The organism is Verrucomicrobiota bacterium, from assembly GCA_034440155.1.
Lineage (GTDB): Bacteria > Verrucomicrobiota > Verrucomicrobiia > JAWXBN01 > JAWXBN01 > JAWXBN01.
On sequence record JAWXBN010000120.1, the window covers coordinates 1 to 20867 of the forward strand.

The 20867-nt window shown below is 50.4% G+C and carries 16 protein-coding genes; 11 read left to right on the top strand and 5 right to left on the bottom strand.

Annotation, left to right across the window (positions count from 1 at the left end; all coding sequences use genetic code 11):
- Together SGI98_12270 and SGI98_12275 are read left to right on the top strand one after the other, a co-directional pair.
- The coding region (locus SGI98_12270; protein ID MDZ4744176.1) for a hypothetical protein at positions 1-498 on the top strand (498 nt) is incomplete at its 5' end.
- A gap of 56 nt (positions 499-554) precedes the next feature.
- The gene (locus tag SGI98_12275; GenBank protein MDZ4744177.1) at positions 555-1655 is read left to right on the top strand and encodes a dienelactone hydrolase family protein; all 1101 of its coding nucleotides are present in this window, start codon (positions 555-557) and stop codon (positions 1653-1655) included.
- Between the two features lie 7 nt (positions 1656-1662).
- Here the strand turns inward: SGI98_12275 and dnaE are convergent, their stop codons facing one another.
- On the bottom strand, positions 1663-5310 hold the full coding sequence (gene dnaE / locus SGI98_12280; GenBank protein ID MDZ4744178.1) for a DNA polymerase III subunit alpha: 3648 nt from the start codon (positions 5308-5310) through the stop codon (positions 1663-1665).
- Between the two features lie 351 nt (positions 5311-5661).
- Between dnaE and rpsU the strand changes: the two genes are divergently transcribed.
- The 6 genes from rpsU to SGI98_12310 all read left to right on the top strand — a co-directional run bounded on the left by rpsU (position 5662) and on the right by SGI98_12310 (position 12248).
- A complete protein-coding gene (gene rpsU / locus SGI98_12285; protein ID MDZ4744179.1) occupies positions 5662-5853 on the top strand; it encodes a 30S ribosomal protein S21 in 192 nt (63 codons plus the stop codon).
- A gap of 101 nt (positions 5854-5954) precedes the next feature.
- Positions 5955-6869, top strand: coding sequence for a TIM barrel protein (locus SGI98_12290; protein ID MDZ4744180.1), 915 nt, complete (start codon positions 5955-5957; stop codon positions 6867-6869).
- Entirely contained in the window at positions 6866-7864 is a 999-nt protein-coding gene (locus tag SGI98_12295; GenBank protein MDZ4744181.1) for a lysylphosphatidylglycerol synthase transmembrane domain-containing protein, read from the top strand. The genes SGI98_12290 and SGI98_12295 overlap by 4 nt, the downstream gene beginning before the upstream one ends.
- Positions 7842-9149, top strand: a complete 1308-nt coding sequence (locus SGI98_12300) for a CCA tRNA nucleotidyltransferase (protein MDZ4744182.1) — start codon at positions 7842-7844, stop codon at positions 9147-9149. Before SGI98_12295 ends, SGI98_12300 begins: the two co-directional genes overlap by 23 nt.
- Positions 9150-9169: 20 nt before the next feature.
- The gene (locus SGI98_12305; GenBank protein MDZ4744183.1) at positions 9170-10123 is read left to right on the top strand and encodes an EamA family transporter; all 954 of its coding nucleotides are present in this window, start codon (positions 9170-9172) and stop codon (positions 10121-10123) included.
- 220 nt (positions 10124-10343) lie between these two features.
- Entirely contained in the window at positions 10344-12248 is a 1905-nt protein-coding gene (locus SGI98_12310; GenBank protein ID MDZ4744184.1) for a 3'-5' exonuclease, read from the top strand.
- Positions 12249-12347: 99 nt separating this feature from the next.
- On the opposite strand, the gene SGI98_12315 is transcribed toward SGI98_12310, so the two are convergent.
- Positions 12348-13139, bottom strand: coding sequence for an HNH endonuclease (locus SGI98_12315; protein ID MDZ4744185.1), 792 nt, complete (start codon positions 13137-13139; stop codon positions 12348-12350).
- Between the two features lie 22 nt (positions 13140-13161).
- Between SGI98_12315 and SGI98_12320 the strand changes: the two genes are divergently transcribed.
- Entirely contained in the window at positions 13162-13608 is a 447-nt protein-coding gene (locus SGI98_12320; GenBank protein MDZ4744186.1) for a hypothetical protein, read from the top strand.
- A 92-nt stretch (positions 13609-13700) separates the two neighbouring features.
- Here SGI98_12320 and SGI98_12325 read toward each other — a convergent pair whose 3' ends face one another.
- The 3 genes from SGI98_12325 to SGI98_12335 form a co-directional block, all read right to left on the bottom strand.
- The gene (locus SGI98_12325) at positions 13701-14105 is read right to left on the bottom strand and encodes a type II toxin-antitoxin system VapC family toxin (GenBank protein ID MDZ4744187.1); all 405 of its coding nucleotides are present in this window, start codon (positions 14103-14105) and stop codon (positions 13701-13703) included.
- Positions 14105-14344, bottom strand: a complete 240-nt coding sequence (locus SGI98_12330) for an AbrB/MazE/SpoVT family DNA-binding domain-containing protein (GenBank protein ID MDZ4744188.1) — start codon at positions 14342-14344, stop codon at positions 14105-14107. Before SGI98_12330 ends, SGI98_12325 begins: the two co-directional genes overlap by 1 nt.
- A gap of 118 nt (positions 14345-14462) precedes the next feature.
- A complete protein-coding gene (locus tag SGI98_12335; GenBank protein ID MDZ4744189.1) occupies positions 14463-17606 on the bottom strand; it encodes a response regulator in 3144 nt (1047 codons plus the stop codon).
- A gap of 177 nt (positions 17607-17783) precedes the next feature.
- On the opposite strand from SGI98_12335, the gene SGI98_12340 reads away from it, so the two are divergent.
- Both SGI98_12340 and SGI98_12345 read left to right on the top strand, forming a co-directional pair.
- Complete coding sequence (locus SGI98_12340; GenBank protein MDZ4744190.1) at positions 17784-18158, top strand: carbonic anhydrase; 375 nt, start codon at positions 17784-17786, stop codon at positions 18156-18158.
- A gap of 72 nt (positions 18159-18230) precedes the next feature.
- Positions 18231-20438, top strand: coding sequence for a RecQ family ATP-dependent DNA helicase (locus SGI98_12345; protein MDZ4744191.1), 2208 nt, complete (start codon positions 18231-18233; stop codon positions 20436-20438).
- The last annotated feature ends 429 nt before the right edge of the window (positions 20439-20867 follow it).

Consider the following 20867-nt stretch of genomic DNA (forward strand, 5'->3'; position numbering starts at 1 on the left):
ACCCTTTTCTCTGAAAGTTTGTTTTCCGAACTCGTCAGGGAGGTCAGTTTTGCCCTCGGTGACGAAACAAAACAGTTTATCCAATCAGCCCTTGCAGCCGTCAACAGCAGTGAGGTCGGACTAAAAATCGACCAATATCAGGCATTTGCACGTGAACTCACCAAAAATATCGGCAATATCACCCAGCGTGAAAAAGTAAAAAACGCGTGTGGAAAAATATGGAAGCGCCACCTCGACGATCTAACAGGTAATCCTGGACGGAAAGAAGAATACCTTTCACTCCTTTACATGACCCAACTGCGCCGGCTGATCAAGAGAATCGATCAGGACAGCACTTTCGACATCGTCGATGCATGTCTCGACATCCTCGACCTGCATCCCCGGAAAATTCCGGTCAACCGTAAAGATGAACTCCTCGACGAGGTCGATCACCAGCTCGGTAATTTACACCTCAAAAAACAATTCCGCACCGAGGTGGAGTTCATCACTCTCTCTTGACCCGCTTGAAAGTATATTGACACCAGAGAGGTGCAAACACATAGTCCTCCTCTTGTATGGAAAAAGAACACAAAGACTACCGCACCTTTCTTGCGGACAAATATCCGGGTAAGAAGTATCACACCGAGGACTTTGTCGATTCTCGACCATATCGACAAAAACAACTCGATGAAATAGAAGCTCTCATCAAAGGGCGCCGCGCAGAGTCACGCGCTGTACGCGAAAAGTTTTTCTCACCCGACACCCGCTCACTGGCGGCCTACCGCCAGTCCACACGCAAAGGACGCACCCAGCTCCAAAGCATGCTCGGTTGGCCCCTTTTACCCCGCCCGGATACACTCGCGGCACCCCGAGCCAAAAAACAATTCATCGGCCGCGATGATGCCGGGAGTTTTTACCGCATGAATATCACTGTCATGCCCGGCGTGAGTTGTTATGGGATTTTTGCCACCCCCCACCATTGCACCGCGCCTTATCCCCTCGCCATTCTCCAGCATGGAGGGGCAGGTGCACCCGAGAATGTTTCAGGAATCCTTCCTTACTGGAACTATACCAATATGGGCCGTCGGCTCCTCGAAAAAGGTTTCGCTATTTTCTGTCCGCAAATATTGCTCTGGGGAGAAAACCTCGGTCCGAAATATGACCGCCAAAAAATCGACATCCAGCTCAAACAACTGGGTGGCTCCATCACGGCACTCGAAATTTTCAAAATCCAACGCGCCCTCGACCACTTGCTTACACTCAAAGAGATCGACTCCTCAAAAGTCGGCATGATCGGCCTTTCCTACGGGGGATTCTACACCCTTTTTACAGCCGCCATCGACCTCCGGATAAAGGCCGCTGCGAGCTCTTGCTTTTTTAATGACCGTTTCATCGTAGATTGGCCGGACTGGACATGGTTAAACTCGGGGAATACTTTTCTCGACACAGAAATCGCCCGGCTCGTCTGCCCTCGCCCCCTCTATATCGAAGTCGGGAAAAAAGATGAGCTTTTTGATGTCAAACACGCCCGAAGGCTCGCCCCTGAAATTAAAAAAACTTATCAGAAACTCAAAATCCCCGGAGCATTTGAATATCACGAATTTGACGGCGCCCACGAATTTAACCACCAAGATCATCCCATTGATTTCCTGATCAAACACCTTTGCCTTGGCTGAAAAAATCCTATCCCTGTGGTTTCTGGTTACGTTTCATCCAAGGCTTTTTATCGGGGGGCGGGGCGATGTCGATTTTGCCTTTAAGGGAGTAACCAGTCTTGCCGACGATGGACTCGAGTCGGGTGCAGAATTCAGGGGCGAGATTGATACTGAAACGTTCATCCGTCTCGATATAGACACGGTCACCGGATTCCAGATCCACACGCAGGAGGACATTCACACGCCCGGGATACTCACTGAAAAGCCCGCGCAATTTGCCCAGGTTATCCGAAAATTGTGCGGTAGCCCTTACCTGCACGATGATTTGTTTGCCAAAACGTTGCATGGCATCCTTCAGTGAAAAAAGCTCTGTCACGCGCAATTTGCGGCGTTCCTCACGGGCATCGATTGTTCCTGCCACGACGACGACTTCACCGGCTTTACATTGCAGGGCGCATTTTTCGTACGTATCGGAGAAAACCATCATCTCCATGCCATCGGTGAGGTCCTCGAGCTGGATAATCGCCCATGGGCGGCCGTCTTTCTGGCTGAGTTTCTTGTCTGCTAAAGCGATAATGCCCGCCACATGGATAAAACTGCGGTCGGGGAGGTCGGCAATCTCGAGGATCGAATTCAAAGACAGGGACGCTATCGTCGCGCGGTACTCATCAAGCGGATGTCCCGTCACATAAAACCCGAGTAATTCCTTTTCAAACCCGAGCTTCTCAGATGTCGGCCATTCCTCCAGGGAGTCCGCATTGTTCTTTCCCTTAAAAGTCTCTTTCACCCCTTCATCCATGAGGGAGAAAAGTGAATTCTGTCCGCTGGCCTTGTCCCGCTGGTGGGAGGCGGCCCGGTCCAGATACATATCGATCGACAAGAAAAGGCCTTGGCGTGAACCTGTCCGTATGGAGTCGAAAGCACCACATTTAACAAGGCTTTCGATCACTTTCTTATTCACCACACGCAAATCAACCCGTTCGCAAAATTCTTCAATATCCTTAAATGCCCCGTTTTCAGCGCGTTCCTTGATAATCGCTTCCACGGCGACTTCACCGACATTTTTCACGGCGGACAGCCCGTAACGGATCTGCCCGTTTTCCACGCTAAATTTCGACCCGCTGCCATTCACATCCGGCGCCAGGATTTTTAAATTCAACTCGCGGCAGGCATTCACATAATAGGCGATCTTGTCTGTGTTATTGACTTCATTTGAAAGCACCGCCGCCATGAATTCCACGGTATAATTCGCCTTCAGGTAGGCAGTCCAATAACTCACGAGGCCGTATGCCGCCGAGTGGGAACGGTTAAAGCCGTAACCGGCAAATTTCTCAATCAAATCAAAGAGTTCTTCGGCCTTTTTCTGCGGAATATCGTTGAGCGTTTTCGCGCCTTCGACAAATTTCGCCCGTTCCTGCTTCATTTTTTCGACATCTTTTTTGCCCATGGCCCTGCGGAGCATATCCGCGCCCCCGAGGGTGTAACCGGCGAGGACAGAAGCCGCTTTCATGACCTGTTCCTGATAGATCATGATGCCAAAGGTATCGGCACAGACCTGCTCCAGTAGCGGATGGGCGTAAACGACTTCGGCCTCGCCTTTCTTGTATTTGATATAATCCGGGATCAAGGCCATCGGACCAGGCCGATAAAGGGCGATCAAAGCGACGAGGTCATCGACACTGACGATCTGGAATTGACGGCACAGATCGACCATACCACCGGACTCCAGCTGGAATACCCCCGAACACATCCCTTTATTGAGGATGTCGAAAGTTTTCTGATCATCGAGAGGGACATCGAGGATTTGTAAATCAAGGCCCCGATTTGATTTGATCAGGTCGATGGCATCCTGGATGACCGTCATGGTTTTCAGCCCTAAGAAGTCCATCTTGAGCATGCCCAGTTCCCCGAGCGGACCCATCGGATATTGGCTCACGACACCTTGGCCATTGGCATCACGGGCCAACGGGATGTATTCATCCAAAGGACGGTCTCCGATGACCACGCCGGCTGCATGCACACCGGCATTACGCGAGATGCCTTCCAGTAAGGTGGCGTATTCCCAGAGTTCCTTTGTCGCCGCCTCGTTTTCGACGGCTTGTTTGAGCTCGGGATTCTTATCAATGGCCCCATCGACTTTTTTGCCGTTTTTTTCGTAGCTATTCAGGGAAATATTCAGTTCTGTCGGGATCATTTTCGCGATCCGGTCAGCCTCGCCATAGGTCCAGCCCATGACCCGGCCCACGTCACGAACGACAGACTTTGCCCCCATCGTGCCGAATGTAATGATATTCGAGACATTTTTCTCGCCGTACTTCTCGCGGACATAACGAATGACCCGCTCACGACCCGTCTGGCAAAAGTCCACGTCGATATCGGGCGGTGAGATACGTTCTGGATTCAGGAATCTTTCAAAAAGAAGGTCGAACCGGATCGGGTCACAATCGGTAATGCCCATAGAATAGGCAACCATCGATCCGGCGGCGGAACCACGCCCAGGCCCCACGGGGATCCCATTGGTCTTTGCCCAATGGATAAAATCCCAAACAATCAGGAAATAGGCTAGGAACCCTGTATTTTCAATGACTCCGATCTCATAAACCAGCCGGTCGGATAAAACCTTAGCAGGAACCTTTTCTCCGCGGCTATTGTGGGACATTTTGCCCTCATCAGCCCTGTCCGGATACCGGTAATCAAACCCGTAACGTTTCTCGAAACCTTCATAACAAAGTTTTCGGAAGTATTCTTCCTCACTCAAGCCTCCCGGGGGATTGTATTTCGGATACTTATTTTTGCCGAATTCAAACTTCACATCGCATTTTTCGGCAATCTCCAGGGTATTCCTCACGGCCTGCGGGTGCTCGGCAAAAAGCGAAAGCATCTCATCTCCACTTTTGAGATAAAGCTCGGGTGAATACCGCAATCTTTTCTCGTCACTGAGATTGTGCCCGGTGCCGATACAGATCAGGACATCGTGTGCCTCGTGATGGCTGCGCTCGAGAAAGTGTACATCATTCGTGGCGACCAGTGGCAGGGAGAATTCCCGCGCAAATTGCACGAGGGAACGGTTGACCTGCGCGTTCTCGTCGCGCAAATGGTTGTGCATTTCGAGGTAAAAGTCACCGGGCTCAAAGATATTCTTGAATTTTCCGACTAGATCACGCGCTTTTTTCTCGTTACCATTCAGGATCGCTTGGGATATCTCCCCCTTGAAACACCCGCTCAAAGCAATAATCCCTTTTGAATGTTTCTCCAGAAGCTCATGGTCGATGCGGGGCTTATAATAAAAACCTTCCAAATAAGCCGCACTCACGAGTTTGACGAGATTCTGGTAACCTTCCTCATTCTTCGCCAAAAGAGTAAAATGGGAAGAGGCATCACGTCCGCTGGTCGCCTGTTTTTCTCGTCGGTCCCCCGGGGCCACATACACCTCGCAACCAATAATCGGATTGATGGGTTTGATCTCTTTGTCCGGATTTTTTGCTTGGGCGGACTTAAACTCTTTCTGGGCCTCTTGATAAAATTCCACCACACCGAACATATTCCCGTGGTCGGTAATCGCCACAGCAGGCATATCCAGCGCACGGGCTTTCTTCATCAAATCCGGAATACGCACAAATCCATCGAGTAAACTATACTCGGTATGAAGATGAAGATGTGCAAAAGGAGTGGCCATGGATTTAAAATCCTAATCCTGAAACCAAAATGGACAAGACTTGAGTTCATCCTTTCAGATAGAAAAAATCTACCCGACCCGGATCAACTAGACGACAATGATTTCCGTCCTGTTTGAATGATTTATCACCCTGAAATATGAATACGCACCCCGCTTTTTATGTGTTTTTACTTAATTTCAATCATGATTACTCCTGTAGGAAATTCTTAATAAGAAGCTCTAATGCAATGTTTTATAATTATCATAACGGTCAATATTAAAAAATATCAACCAGATCATTGACCAGAGGGGGAAGAATTGCCAATATTCACCTCCCTTAAATATAAGAGAAAGCGGGGTGAATATAACATTATGCCAGAAATCAGACTAAAAAAAGGTGAGACAATTGATAAAGCTTTGCGTCGTTTAAAAAAGAAACTCGATCGCGAAGGTACTCTGCGTGATGTGCGTAACCGCCGCTTCTATGAGAAGCCCGGGGACAAAAAACGTCGCAAAGAAAAAACAGCCCGTTTCAATATGATGATTGGAATGAATAGGCTCTAGTCCCTCACCGGACGACAAATTTAAAAGCCCCGGTAAATCACCGGGGCTTTTTTTTGTATCAGGATTGCACAGATAAACGGTTTCCTTTATCTATATTGACCATGTTTTCCCTTTCCACATGCTGGAATTCCCACCGCCACAATGACGGCGGGAAAATGCTCGAACAGATCAAGGATCTGGGTTTCGAGGCTGTGGAGCTCGGCCACGGTACAAAACTCTCGCTCGTGGAAGGCATCTTGCGCGCCCACAAAGACAAACTCATCCGCATCCGCAGCCTCCATAATTTCTGCCCCTTGCCCGCCGGTGTCCATGATGCCGCACCAAATCATTTCCTCTTTTCAGGCCGGAGCCCGACTGAACGCTCCAGTGCCATCCGGCAAACACGCCAAACCATCGATTTCGCCAAACGCCTCGATGCGGAAGCCGTCGTCCTCCACCTCGGCATCGTCCCGATGAAAAACTACACCGAGCAACTCGTCGCCCTCTACAAACAGGAAAAGAAAAACTCTAAGGAATACGCCGAAATCAAGCTCCGCTCGGTGATGGAACGCGAGAAAAAAATCGTGGGTGCATGGGACTCCATGATCCAAACCCTCGAACCTATCGTCGCGTACGCCGCCCAGCAAAATATCATCCTCGGGGCTGAAACCCGCTACCTTTACGAGGAAATCCCGTCTGAACGCGAGTTGCCCGTGCTGTTTAAGCATTTTGAAGGAAGCACCCTGCGTTATTGGCATGATACGGGGCACGCCCAATCCCGGGATTTCCTTGGGTTCATGAGGCACACCGATCTTTTGGCACTCACCGACTCCTACCGGGCTGGATGGCATATTCATGATGTCATCAAACCCGATAAGGATCATCAGCCGGTAGGCAAAGGAAATATCGACTTTGGGATTTTAGCTCCTTATCTTGCAAAAGATGCCATCAAGGTCATCGAGCTCAGTCCCCGGACTCGTTCGGAAGACGTGGTCGCGAGCCGTGAAATCCTTGAGAGATTAATCAAACCGAAATGAAACAAAAAATAAAATCCCTCAGCTGGACTTTGATTAAGGTCGTCATTGCCCTCGCGATATTCTTCATGATTTACCAGAGGAATAAAGAGTCCATGCGGGACCTGCCGGAGACCTTGGCACAAGCAAACTATCTTTACCTGATCCCGTCCGTATTCCTGGCTTTCTATATGATCTTTATCACCTCCGTGCGGTGGAAACTCCTGCTCACCGTCCAAGGCATCTATTTCACGATCCGCCATACGCTTTGTATTAACTGGATCGGCGCGTTTTTTAATAACTTCATGCCCGGAGGTACCGGCGGGGACTTGATTAAACTCATTTACGCCATCAAGGGGGTTCCTGAAAAAAAGACCAGTGTGCTGATGTCCATCGTCGTCGACCGTCTCATCGGGCTCATGGGGCTTTTCATCCTTTTCGGGGCTATGCTGATCTTGAATATCCACGAGGCTTTTTCCGAACCGAAGACCAGGACTGTTGTCTACGCTGCGACGTTGATCATGATCGGCTGCCTATCCGTCATGGTCATCGGATTATGGCGTTCCCTCCCCCAAAGAGTCCCTTTTATCGGCTGGCTCCTCTCGAAAATTCCTTTCCGTGAAAAATGTGTCGAGCTCGTGGATGCCTACCAGATTTATGCCCACCATCCCCGGATCTTTTTTGAGTCTCTCTTTATCTCCATTACCGTCCATCTGGCAGGTGTCTTTTCGACTTATTTTCTGGCCCTGACCTTTGTCCCCGATGGCACATCACTGAGGGAACTCCTTTTTATCGTACCGATGATCAATCTCCTGATCTCGATTCCCGTCACGCCCGGCGGTCTCGGAGTACGTGAAGGCCTCTATGTCCGGTTCCTGACCGTCCATCAGGGCATCGCCGCCGCCGCCGCTCTGAGTATCGGATTAATGAGTTTTATCGTCGGTTTGATCATCAGTTTGCCCGGTGGACTGATTTACATTTTCTACAAGCAACATCATGAACCGGCCAAACGCGACTAGGATCGTTCACACCCTGGCAAACGCCGGCCACACCGCTTATTTCGCAGGTGGCTGCGTACGGGACATGCTCATGGGAATCATTCCCCATGACTATGATGTCGCCACAAGTGCGACTCCCTCCGAAGTCCAGTCCCTTTTTCCACGTACCGAGGCTGTCGGGATCTCGTACGGGGTCATCCTCGTCATCGATGAAGGCATCCCGACCGAGGTCGCCACATTCCGTAATGACGGTTATTACGCCGATGGACGGCGCCCCGAGTCCGTGCATTTCACCACAGCCCAAGAGGACGCTCGCCGCCGAGACTTTACCATCAATGGCCTTTTCTTTAATCCCCTGACGGGCGAAACCCTCGACTATGTGGATGGCCGAGCCGATATCGCGGGCAAAATGCTCCGGGCGATTGGAGAGCCTGCCCTGCGTTTCAACGAGGATAAACTCCGCCTCTTGCGCTGTATCCGTTTTGCCAATCGCTTCGATTTTTCAGTCGATCCCACCACATGGGATGCTCTCCAGGAGCTCGCCCCACAGATCACCACTGTCAGCGCAGAGCGTATCCGCGAGGAAATGACCCGGATCCTCACCGGCCCACGGGCGGGTCACGGGCTCGACCTCCTCCGCCAGAGCCATTTGCTCGGGTTCATCCTTCCCGAGGCCTTGGCCATGGTAGACTGTCCCCAGCCACCCCAATGGCATCCCGAGGGTGATGTCTGGACACACACTTGCCTGATGCTCGATTCCCTTGAGGATCCCTCACCCGCACTCGCCTGGTCAGTTCTATTCCATGACATCGCAAAGCCCCTGTGCCTGAGCTTCGATGAGCAAGGTATTCCTCATCATTATGAACACGAGAAACGCGGTGCGGACCTCGCCGTGGAGATCCTCCGCCGTTTGAAAGCCTCCAATGCCCTCATCTCGAGTGTCCACGATCTCGTGCTCTACCACATGCAATTCAAGGATGTCCGGAAGATGAAAAGCTCCACGCTCAAACGCATGATGGCACGCCCGACTTACCCGGATGAACTCTGCCTGCATAAATCCGACTGTCTCTCCAGCCACCGTAAACTCGACAATTACGAATTTCTGCTCGCCAAGGAGGAGGAGTACGGCTCCGCGCAAATTGCTCCACCACCCTTGATCAGCGGGCGCGACCTCATGGCTATCGGGTTTGCCCCCGGCCCCGCCATGGGCAGAATCCTCGACGAAATCTCAGACCTGCAGCTCGAATGCAAATTGCTCACGCCCGAGGAAGCCCTAGCCTTTGCAAAAGCCGCACAGGGACACTAATATATTCTTTTCTCCCCATCATGAGTCATCCGAATGCCATGAAGTTCAAAATCATTTTGGCGTTTTGCGCCATTTATCTCATTTGGGGTTCGACCTACCTGGGGATGAAATATTCTGTAGAAACCCTGCCCCCTCTTTTACTGAGTGGCAGCCGCTTCGCCCTAGCGGGATTTATCCTCTATCTGTGGAGCCGTTTGATCGGTGGGGCTCGTCCCTCGCGGGTGGAACTCCGTGAGGCGATCATTACGGGTATCCTCCTGGTGCCTTGCGGGAATGCCGTCGGGACAACCGTCGTCCAGTATCTGGACAGCAGTTTTGTCGCGTTGATTTATTCGACAGTTCCTTTGTTTATGTTCCTCCTGACTCTTCACCACCATAAACGGGACCGGGTTTTTGCCGTGAAGATCGCCGGGATCATTTTCGGTTTTGCGGGCATCTATCTCCTCTTGAGCCCCCACCAAGCCAGTTGGCGCCCGGTGCAAATTGTTTGTGCCTTTGTGACTTTGATATCCTCTGCACTCTGGGCCTACGCCTCGGTGCGCATTCGGAATATTAAAGTGCATGACCCCTTCACCTTTACCGCCTGCCAGATGTTGGCCGGGGGTGTCGTCGTTCTGCTCTTAGCTTTCATCCAGGGGGATCACACCACATTCCATTTTTCCCAAGCCTCGACAAAAAGCCTCCTCGCTTTTACTTACCTGATCGTCTTTGGTTCACTGATTGGTTTCTCGTCTTATAACTTCCTGATCCGTCACGTCGAGATCGGGAAAGTCTCGACTTACGCCTATATTAATCCCGTCATCGCCGTCTTTCTCGGTGTCACCTTAAACCATGAACACCTCCCGATCCATTCCCTGATCGGCGCGATCATTGTTATTATTGCCGTCTTTACCGTCGTCTCAGCAGGTTCTCCCAAAAGCAACCGCAGCTTCCTGCGCCTCTTCAAAAAAGAAGGGACAATCGCCGGAGAATAAGGAGAGAAAACCGGACCTACAACCTACGGTCATGAGCTGCATCGAACTCATTTTTTAAAATATTTCACAATTAAGAAATCATTAGGCACTAATCCTGGACTATTGATTCTTAATTTATGGTTTAAACCATTGTTCATCTTAAATTTTAAAAAAAATTACTTATTATGATGACAGAAACACCAGTCTTTATTAACTTTTACACACATAGAAAAGGTCAAAAATGGCAAACATGATTCCCAGTAGTCTCCCGCAAAATGCGACAGTCGGTGAAAAAAAGGTTTTTGCCCTCTTGGAAAAATTGCCTGAAGATTATCTGGTTTATTATGAACCCCGTATTAACCGCCGTATGCCCGATTTTGTGGTCATTGCCCCCGACCTCGGGATCATGATTATTGAAGTGAAAGGGTGGTATCTGGGCAATTTGCTCGAAATGAATCCCCAAGAGATTACCCATAAACAATATGGGCATCCTAAAACTGACAAACATCCCCTCACTCAGGCACGGAATTATATGTGGAGACTAGAGGGTGAATGCCAACAATCCCTCGACATTGGCCAACTCCTTCAAAAAGGAGGCAAGTATTCAAATAAGTTTATCTTCCCCTTCGGCCACATTGCTGTCCTCACACAAATTGCACTGGATAAAGCGAAAGGCAAATTCCCCGATTTCGACCGGGTCTTCCCCCCAGAAATCGTCATTACTGCTGATGATCTCGATCAATGGGAGAAATGGAATGGCACCCAGCTCAGCCAAGCCCTCTCCCGGAGATTTGATCCCACTTGGCCTTTTCCGCGTTTGGACAAGACTCAAGTGGACATTTTGCGGATGATTATTCACCCGGAAATCCGGATCAATCCCCCTGTCCATAAGATCATTGAAGAATCCTCCTCCTCTCATCCGATTACAGCTTATGACCTCAAAATCCTCGACGCAGACCAAGAAAGGTATGCCCGCTCGATTGGTGAAGGCCACCGCATCATCTTTGGCGTGGCTGGTTCAGGAAAAACGGCCATCCTCATTTCCCGCGCTCGTTTTCTCGCAGGCCAAGACCCAAAAAGAAATATCCTCCTTTTATGTTATAATTTTGCCCTTTCGGCTTATTTAAAATTCACGCTCAAAGAACACTCCAATATCCGCGTCACTCACTTTGACGCCTGGGCCATCATCAATGGAGTCACCCGCAATAAACTGACCTCCGAAAACAGCGAGCAGATGGGAAAACGGTTTCTGGGCAAATTGCGCTCACGCCAAGGCGATTACCGCTTTTTTGATTCGATCCTTGTGGATGAAGCCCAAGACTTTGAACCTGTCTGGTTCGAGTGCGCCCGGGAAGCACTCAAAGACCCCGACAACGGGGATTTGATTATTGTCGGTGATGGCGCACAAGGTCTTTACAAAACGAAAAAGATCAACTGGTCGGCTATCGGCATCAAGGCCGTCGGACGCACAATCTCCAGCCGTTTCCGCCTCAACCGTAATTACCGGAACTCCACCGAAATCGTCCGCCTCGCCGCGCAATTTGCACTCGCCGAAGAGATTAATGAAGATGAGGGTGTCCAAGCCATTAAAGTCGATCCGGCTAATTCAGTCCGGACAACGGGATTTATGCCCGTCCTTTATGATTCCTTTCAGTCGAGGGCGGATGAAACAGCGGAAATCGTCAAGATCGTCCGCAATTTGCTCAGGGGTGAATGGGACGGCCAGAAAATCAACAAACCCCTACGCCCGGAAAATATCGCCCTGCTTTACCGAAAATGTTCCGATACCTTTGTGCCGCCTGACGGCTCGACCAAGCCTGATATTGGACACATGAAAGATTTGATTCAATCCCTCACGGAAGTCTGCCCCGTAAAATGGATATCCAATAAACATGACTATACCCTGCGCGGACAGGTCTGCTCCGATGGACTCAAAATCCAGACAATCCATTCAGCCAAAGGCCTCCAATACCGCGCCGTCATAGTCATCTGGGCTGATCAAATGCCATTCCTCAAGTATGACGGACTCTCGGAAGAGGATGAGAATCGCCTTTTCTACGTCGCCCTCACCCGCCCCGAGGATTTTCTCACCATCACTTACACCGGCAAATCCCCCCTGACCGAGACCCTTGAAAAGATGAAGTAATAGCACAGCTCAAGGCTGACACCTGCTGGTTATTCCCTTCCTCTAGAGCAAATTGCATCAAGCCAGAAAATTCGACTCATCGTCTGTGGTTAAGTCCGTTCACTCAATGTACATTTTTCGATGAATAGTAAGAAATGTTTCATCAGGCAAAATAGCATCATCAGGCAAAGCAAGAGATTTGCCCTCAAACGCACAAAAATTGACCTCAACACTAGATTGCGGCAAACAAGATTTAATTTTGAGAGAAAGTACCATTTTCAGATCCTTATCAAAGGAGATAAACCCTCGATCAAAAGCGGCATCATGGAGTCGAGACAAACAAATGCCGTTACTCACATTCAATCTTTCCTTTTCATGCGTTCCCCAAGGCAAAATGTGCGAAGCAATCAACAACTCCCTAATGGGCAGACCTGTAACAGCACATCTTTCACCGTAGTTATTCAAAACGGCCTGCCTGAAATAATCTTGGCCTCGCCTTACCTTTACGTTTGTTATGGTATCTGTCGGGCCATTAGGTGGCGATTTTTTCAATTTAATTCCAACTTTCGGCAGAACCTCCAATTCACTATCAGAATCGACCTCCAGAAGCTTTCTTACCATTTCCTCGCTCTCGGGCACCATTTGATTGAGGTTGTGATGGAATTCCTCCCAAACCTCCTTATCCAAATTACTCGCACTAGAGAGCCCTTTGATTCCACGCAATTTGAGTGCGGGATCAAAAGAGGCAAGGTTGCTGAGCTTCATAGCCAAAGAGCCTGGGGTTCTCCCCATTTTTTGAGCAATTTGCGTGATGACAGGATTCTTACTGTCAAACTGACCAAAATTGAGCTTTTGATAGATATTTAGAGCAACCATCAGCTCATCTCTTGTCCACTTTTTTCGGTCAATCATAAAATATTTTTAGGAGGTTGGTATGGAATTTAATCCGACAATCATATTCTGTGAATCAAAAAGTAATGATATTGTCGACATATCAGAACCAGCAAACCCTGATCCTGCTGCTATTTTTGGCGCGGCCATTTCATTATGGATTCAAGCAAATCAAATGGAGGATACGGACGAGAATTTCTGCATCAGTGATATATTTTCAGGAAGAGATGGTTTTATGTGGGTAATCATGAATGTGACTAAAAGATTTGAAGAATGGTCATGTAATTATATCAACTTCGAGATGATTGATGAACCTTGGCCTTATATTTTGGAAGAACAGTTTGGACCATCTTGTGCAAATTGCATTAGTTTTTCCTTATTAGGTAAGATTGATAATAATGACTTCATGAAAATCGCTCTAGATATGAATATCCCACTCATTTGCCCACTCCCTGATCAGGACTTTGAAAATTCCATTTACCTTGTGTGAATTGCGCAAATGGGACGTCAGACATTACGGGTTTTGAGATACCTGAGCGATCTTCCTAGACCCCCTTTTACTGATCAATTCTGGTAATTTTATTACAACCAGTTGATTTTAATTTCATTTTCAACATTCTTAAACTCTAGATCACCCGTGATTAATTCAGCTTTCTTCTCTTTTGCCAATGCCGCTGCAAAACAGTCTGCATAAGACATTTTATAAGATGCCTTATAAAGCGATGCCTGTTTTACCATAGCCAAATCTTCACTGACTCCTACTATTTCGATGGGCAGTGAAGCTATTTGCCCGGCCACCTTGTCAGCTACTTCACGTGATGTTTTTCTCATTGTGCTATAATACACTTCTCCCCAATTCACGACGCTCATAAAAAGTTTACAACGGTTGACAGACGCAAGATTGAGGATTTTTTCGACTTCTTCCGCAGCATTTTCATCTTCGAAAAACGCAATTAAGGCCCAACTATCGATTACTTTTGCAGCCATTATTTTTCCCTCTCACTCTCACGATCTTCAATAAGACATTTCAAAACACCCTTGCCCTTTAATGAGCCCCTCATGCGTTTAATGTGAGCTTTAGTTAAAGGTTTTATCAAGATACCTTCGGAAGTAGATTGAATATAAGCCCTCGTACCTTCCTCAATTTCAAACTCTTTCCTTAACCGCCGAGGAATAACAATTTGACCTTTAATCGAAAAGGAAACTTCATCTATTATTACATTCATAATTCAATACTACTTAAATTAGTTTGTAAGTCAATGATATAAATGTAGGATTAATAAAATTTATACAACATTGTGTAAATAATAATATCAGCACCGCACGCTCCCCCTTCAATCATCCTCATGCGGGTCGGATCAAAGCATGCTTGCGGTAGCGTTCGATCGCCTCGGCGAGGTCTTGGGATCTCACGGGTTTGGAGAGGTAGTCGTCCATGCCGGAGGTGAGGGATCTCTCCCGGTCGCCGACGAGGGCATTTGCCGTGAGGGCGATGATGTAGGGGGGATTACCCATTTCTTTTTTCCATTTGGCACGGATCTGGCGTGTGGCTTCCCATCCGTCGATACCGGGCATTTGCACATCCATCAGGATAATGTGAAAAGGCGTCGAGAGGATTTTCTCGACGGCTTCACTACCATCGGTAACGGGCGTGACATCGAGGCCCATTTTCGAGAGCATGATCAAGGCGACTTTTTGATTAATATAATTATCCTCCACGAGCAGGACTTTGAGTCCCATACCCTCAAAAGTAATTCTCAAGGAGGACTCATTCATCCGATCCCCTGTCTTGATGTATCCATCGCCGGGCAGGGCGATGCCGAAGGCTTTACAAAGGGCATTCATCAAGCTGCGGTAATGGACGGGTTTGGAAAGGGTTTCCACAAAAAGGGATTTATTATCCCTAATAACGTCGGACTTATCCCCTGCGGAGGATAAGAGGATCAAAGGGATTCCGGCTGCGGCGGGCAGATTTTTTATCCGCTGGGAAAGCTCGATCCCGTTAATCTCCGGCATCATCATATCAGTAATGACACAATCAATCCGGCACGGCGGGGACTGGAGGATGTCCATGGCCTCACTGGCCGAGGCCGCCAACAAGCTACCGATAGACCAATGGCTCAATATCCGGGAGAGCAAATGGCGATTCATCTCCAGATCATCCACAATGAGGATATTTTTCCCTGACAAGGCCTGGTATATTTCCGTAGTGGCATCATTATTCTCGCTAGGGGAATGGTCAGGACAAAGCGGGATAGACACTGTGAAAGTCGAGCCTTTACCGGGAGTGCTCTCGACGAAAATATCGCCCCCCATCAACCGGGCGAATTTCCGTGAGATCGCGAGTCCTAAACCTGTCCCCCCGAAACGCCGAGTCGTGGAAGAGTCGGCCTGGGTGAAGGGTGCAAAGAGCCGGGAGACCGTTTCGGGAGTCATACCGATCCCAGTGTCTTTGACCGCGATTCTCACAGGCAGACTCTCGGGTGTCCCCCCACGATCATAGGCTACCGAGACGACTACCGATCCTCCTGTGGTGAATTTCACGGCATTACTCACGAGATTCAAAATGATCTGGCGTAGGCGGTGACTGTCTCCGATGAACCACTCCGGCATATCCGGGGCGAGGGCGTAGGCCGTCTCCGTACCCTGCTGGGAGGCAGTGGCTGAAACGGTGTCCAGCACCCCTTCGATCAAATCATGGAGATTCAAGGGGCTCTTTTCCAGATCGAGGGTACCACTCTCGACTTTCGAGAAATCTAGGATGGAATTAATCAGCGTCAGCAGTGATTCACCACTGGAGACGATATTGCCGACAAATTCCTTCTGCTGTTTCTCTAAGGGTGTGTCGGCAAGTAACTGAGCAAAACCGATGACCGAATTCATCGGGGTACGGATCTCATGGCTCATGACAGCGAGGAATTCACTTTTGGCCTTGTCAGCATTTTCAGCGGCATCCTTCGCCTGTGCCAGCTCGATTAAAAGCGATTTGCTCGCGGTAATATCCGTGTGTGTCCCGACCATACGGACCGGTTGAGAGGACTCATCCACGAGGGCTTTCCCCCGGTCAAGGATCCAGATATAGGTGCCATCCTCGTGGCGGATGCGGTGTTCATTCTGATATATCGGTGTGACCCCTTTTAAATGCAGCTGGAGATCATGCTCCACTTTGGCACAGTCGTCAGGATGGATGAATTTTGTCCATTCTTTGATCGGCATGGGCTGGTCGGAGGGGGGATACCCGATCATCTCCATCGCCTGGGGTGAGAAAAATACGGTATGATCGAGGAGATTCCAGTCCCAGACCCCGTCTTGATTGGCGGCGAGAGCGAGCTCCCAGCGTTCTTGGATGCCCTTGATTTCCTTCTCCATGCGCCTGGACTCGGTAATATCCGTGAAAGCCACGGCGAATCCGTCATGGAGCTTGGTCACGACGGTGTGGAAATATTTGTCGATATTTTCGTGGATGTATTGATGGACAAAATCCGTCCGCTGTCCTGTTTCCACTACCCTAGAGTATTTTTTGAAGAGGCCTTCGGTTTTAATGCCCGGGAACCGGGACAGGAGCCGCGCGCCCACGAGCTGATCCTTAGATTGTCCAGTGAGCCGGGCGGCGGCATCGTTGACGAGCAGGATTTTAAAATCCATAATCCCCCCTGACTCATCCCTGATCGACTCAAAGGTCATGATCCCGTCAGCCGAGCTATTGAGTGTAGCGCCGATTAATTCACGATCCTTGACGATAAGGGCCTGCTCCATCCCGAGCCTGCGGTAGAGGCTGATTGATTTCGAGGAGAGCCATCCGATCAGGCACGCTGTCACGGCACTGATCAATGTAGCGATCATGATACCCGAGTACATCATCTTCCTCAGCGGGGAGATCAATCTATTATAATCGGCACGATCGACGTCCATCCCGAGCACCGCGACGATCCGTCCGGATGGGTCTTTGACCGGGGCAAATACACTCAGGAATGTGCCGTATTCGTCATGGTAAAAGCTTTTTGTCGTAAGGACTGTGCCAGTCTGGAAACACTCCATGATTTCCGGAGGGGGCTTCTGATAATCTTGCAGAAGGGTGGAGGCTGTGAGCTTCCGACTCGACTCGATACGATCGGGGAAATGTGCCGTATCCAGAATAAAAAAGATTTTCCCATCCTTAACCCCGCAAACATACATGTAACTGATATTTTTACTGAATTTATGGACTTTGAGCATGGGTTCAATCGCAGCCATGTACTCTGGAGATTTGAATCGGGCCGGATTTTCCAGCTTCCCGATCAGGGCCGGATTAATTTCCTGCGCCAAGTATGCCGCGACCTGGACAAGGTTCGCCCGGGTGAATTGCATCCGGGCATTCAGCGCACTCTGGTAGATATTCAGGATTCCCGCTGTCGTAGTCAGGAATACAATTACCCCCCCGATGAGCCCAATCGAGAAGGGGCTGCGCCTCATCCAAGGCAGGAGTTTTTGCGTAAGTATTTTAGGCATACGGGGGGGGGGGAAGTTTTACAAGCTAACACCATGCCCTGATCCTGCCAACATTCTTTTGTGTTCTATTAGCTTGCTGATCCCCCCTAAAAAAACTCTTTTGGGTAGACCCGATTTCCGGTTATATCACACCTGTCCCTGATTTTTTTATTAACCCCTAAACAATTTGCACCCACAATGGATGATCTGACAAAACTCCTCGAAAACAACCGCCAATGGGCGGAGGCGATCACCCGGGGACATCCCGTTTTTTTGGAGCAACTCTCCCGCCAGCAATCCCCCGAATACCTCTGGATCGCCTGCTCAGACAGCCGAGTCCCGGCTAATGAAATCGTCGGCCTGATGCCTGGGGAACTCTTTGTCCACCGGAATATCGCCATCGTCAAAGATGCCTGGCTCAGGGATCAGGACCTCACCATCCACGGCTGGATCTACGGGCTCGAAGACGGTCACCTCCGCGACATGCACATGACCGTCAGCCGGGCTGAGGGACTCCCCGCCGTCAATGAACAAGCCCTCAAACGCCTGGATCAACCCGGACCACAGGGTTAAAAAAAAATACAATCAACGAACCCGGCAAAACGCACCGGGGCGACAATCCAAAGCTGCCTCATTCACCAGACCATGCTCACCCCCCTCGCATACGAAACCCTCGAAAAACGATTCGGCTTCCGTCAATTCCTCGATGAGCAGGAGGAGATCATCGCTTCTGTCCTTTCCGGCCGTGATACCCTCGTAGTCATGCCCACCGGCGGGGGTAAATCCCTCTGTTACCAATTCCCCGCTCTCATGCTCGAAGGACTCACCTTGGTCATTTCCCCTTTGATCGCCCTGATGAAAGACCAGGTCGATGCCCTCGCCCGCCGCGGCATCGATGCTTGCCTGGTCAATAGCACCTTGACCCCCGCCGAACAACGCGACCGTATCAATGCCATTATCCGCGGGGAATACAAAATCGTTTACATCGCCCCGGAACGTTTCCGCCACCGCAGCTTTGTCGATGCCCTCAAAAGTGTCCGGCTCAGCCTCGTCGCCGTCGATGAGGCACACTGCGTCTCCCAATGGGGCCATGATTTCCGCCCGGATTACCTCGGCATCGGGCGGGCCATGGAGGAGATCGGCCGCCCGCCCATCGTCGCCCTGACTGCGACGGCCACCCCCGATGTCCGCAGTGATATCGTGAAGCAACTTGCACTGCGGGAACCTGCGGAATTCATCGCTGGATTCGAGCGTCCGAATCTGAGCTTGTCGATCGTCGATACAGACACCGTCGCTGAGAAACTCAAAGCCATCGAAAAACTCGCCAGCGAACGTAAAACAGGCATCATCTACGCTGCCACCCGCAAAAATGTAGAGAAAATCTCCGCTCATCTGCATAACGAAGGCATCGCTCACACCGCTTACCATGCCGGACTCCCCGATGAGCAACGCAGAGCCGCCCAAGAGAAATTCATCTCCCGCGAGGTCCCGATCGCCGTGGCGACAAATGCCTTTGGCATGGGCATCGACCGCGGAGACCTGCGTTTCGTCGCCCACTTCGACATCCCCGGTAGTATCGAGGCTTATTATCAGGAGGTCGGGCGTGCCGGCCGCGATGGGGAACCCAGCGAATGTGTCTTACTCTTTAACTACGCCGATACCCGCACGCAGGAGTTTTTTATCGAGGGCGCAAATCCCTCTCCTGAGTTAATCCGGGATATTTACATCTGGCTACGCGCCCAGCCCGGCCATGATGTCCAGCTCTCCCTTGCCGACATGGCTGAAAAAATCCCGAACCTGAAAAATGACATGGCCCTGGGCTCCGCTCTGGCCCTCCTCGACCGCCGGGGGTATATCGAGCGTTACGACATTCCCGGCCAGCGCGTGAAGGGGACAAAACTCCTCAAGCCGGAGACCACCGCCGGAGCCCTCGACCTCGATGACCAAGCCCTCAAGGTCAAAGCCGCCCGCGATTTTGCCAAGCTCGATAAAATGGTCGCTATCGCCTACTCCCGTGTCTGCCGCCAGCAATTCATCCTCGATTATTTTGGGGAACGCGATACCGAGCCCTGTGGCCAATGCGACGTCTGCGCCTCTGGGCGCGTCCAGGTCATCCGAGAGGGCACCTCCACAGAAACCGAAACCACCCGCAAAGCTCTCAGTGCTGTGGCACGGATGTGCACTCGCCAAGAGGACGGATCATGGGCAGGACGTTTCGGGGCCGGACGGATTATCCAGGTCCTCATGGGCAGCCATTCGAAGGAAGTCCTCGACGCACGCCTCGATGAATTGTCCACTTACGGACTCCTGAAAAGTTTTTCTAAAAATTATCTGCATAACCTTTTTGATACCTTCAAAACAGCCGGACTCATCGAAAGCTCCGGTGGCCAATACCCCGTCGTCAACCTCACCCCCGATGGGGAATCCGTCATGCGCGGCAAGACCACCCCGCGCCTCTGCTGGCCCTCACTCCACGAAGCTCCTTCCCGCAGCAAATTGCCCGAGGCCTCCACTGGTAAAACCCCTGCCACTAAAAAAACAGTCTCTCCGGCCGGGAGCACTTATCAGGAGACCCTCCGCCTTTTCAAAACGGGGTCTACCCTCGCGCAAATCGCTAAAATCAGGGATATGAACCTGACGACGATCGAGGATCACATGGCCCGCCTGCTGGCGACAAAAGCCCCGGGCCTGAGTATCGACTCACTCGTCCCGCTCGAACGCCAAGGCATCATCCTCGCCAAAGCCCCGTCTGAAGTCACCACCCTGCGCTCGGTCAAAGAATTGCTCCCAGACTATTCCTACATGGAAATCAAATGCACCCTCGCCGCCCACGGGCGTTACCGACCCGTATAATACTCACTCCTGTTTACGCAAATCCCCGCGCTCTTCACAAATGCCGCGAAGGAAAAAAGCTTTGAGTACTTGCCTCTGGCGGGAAGTTTCTCGCGAAGGACGCAAAGTTTTTTCCCCGACTGGAGGGCCGAGATCCACCGCGTCCGGGCCGAACGGACAAATCCCACCCCCCGAGTTCCCTCGATCACGGTCGAGATTTTCTCGACCCACCCTATCACATCTTCGTTCGTGGTCTTGGTGACCTTCGTGGTGAATTTCCCCGTGCATAAAAAAACTTTGCGTCCTTCGCGAGAAACTCTTTTTCTGTAGGGCGACAGAGACCGTGACAAATTCTGGTTTTGTCCCTGAGTCTCGGACAAGCGGAAGCTTGTCCCTCCAGTCGGGAAAAAAACTCCGCCTCCCCTTGCTCCTTCGTGCCTTTCGTGACCT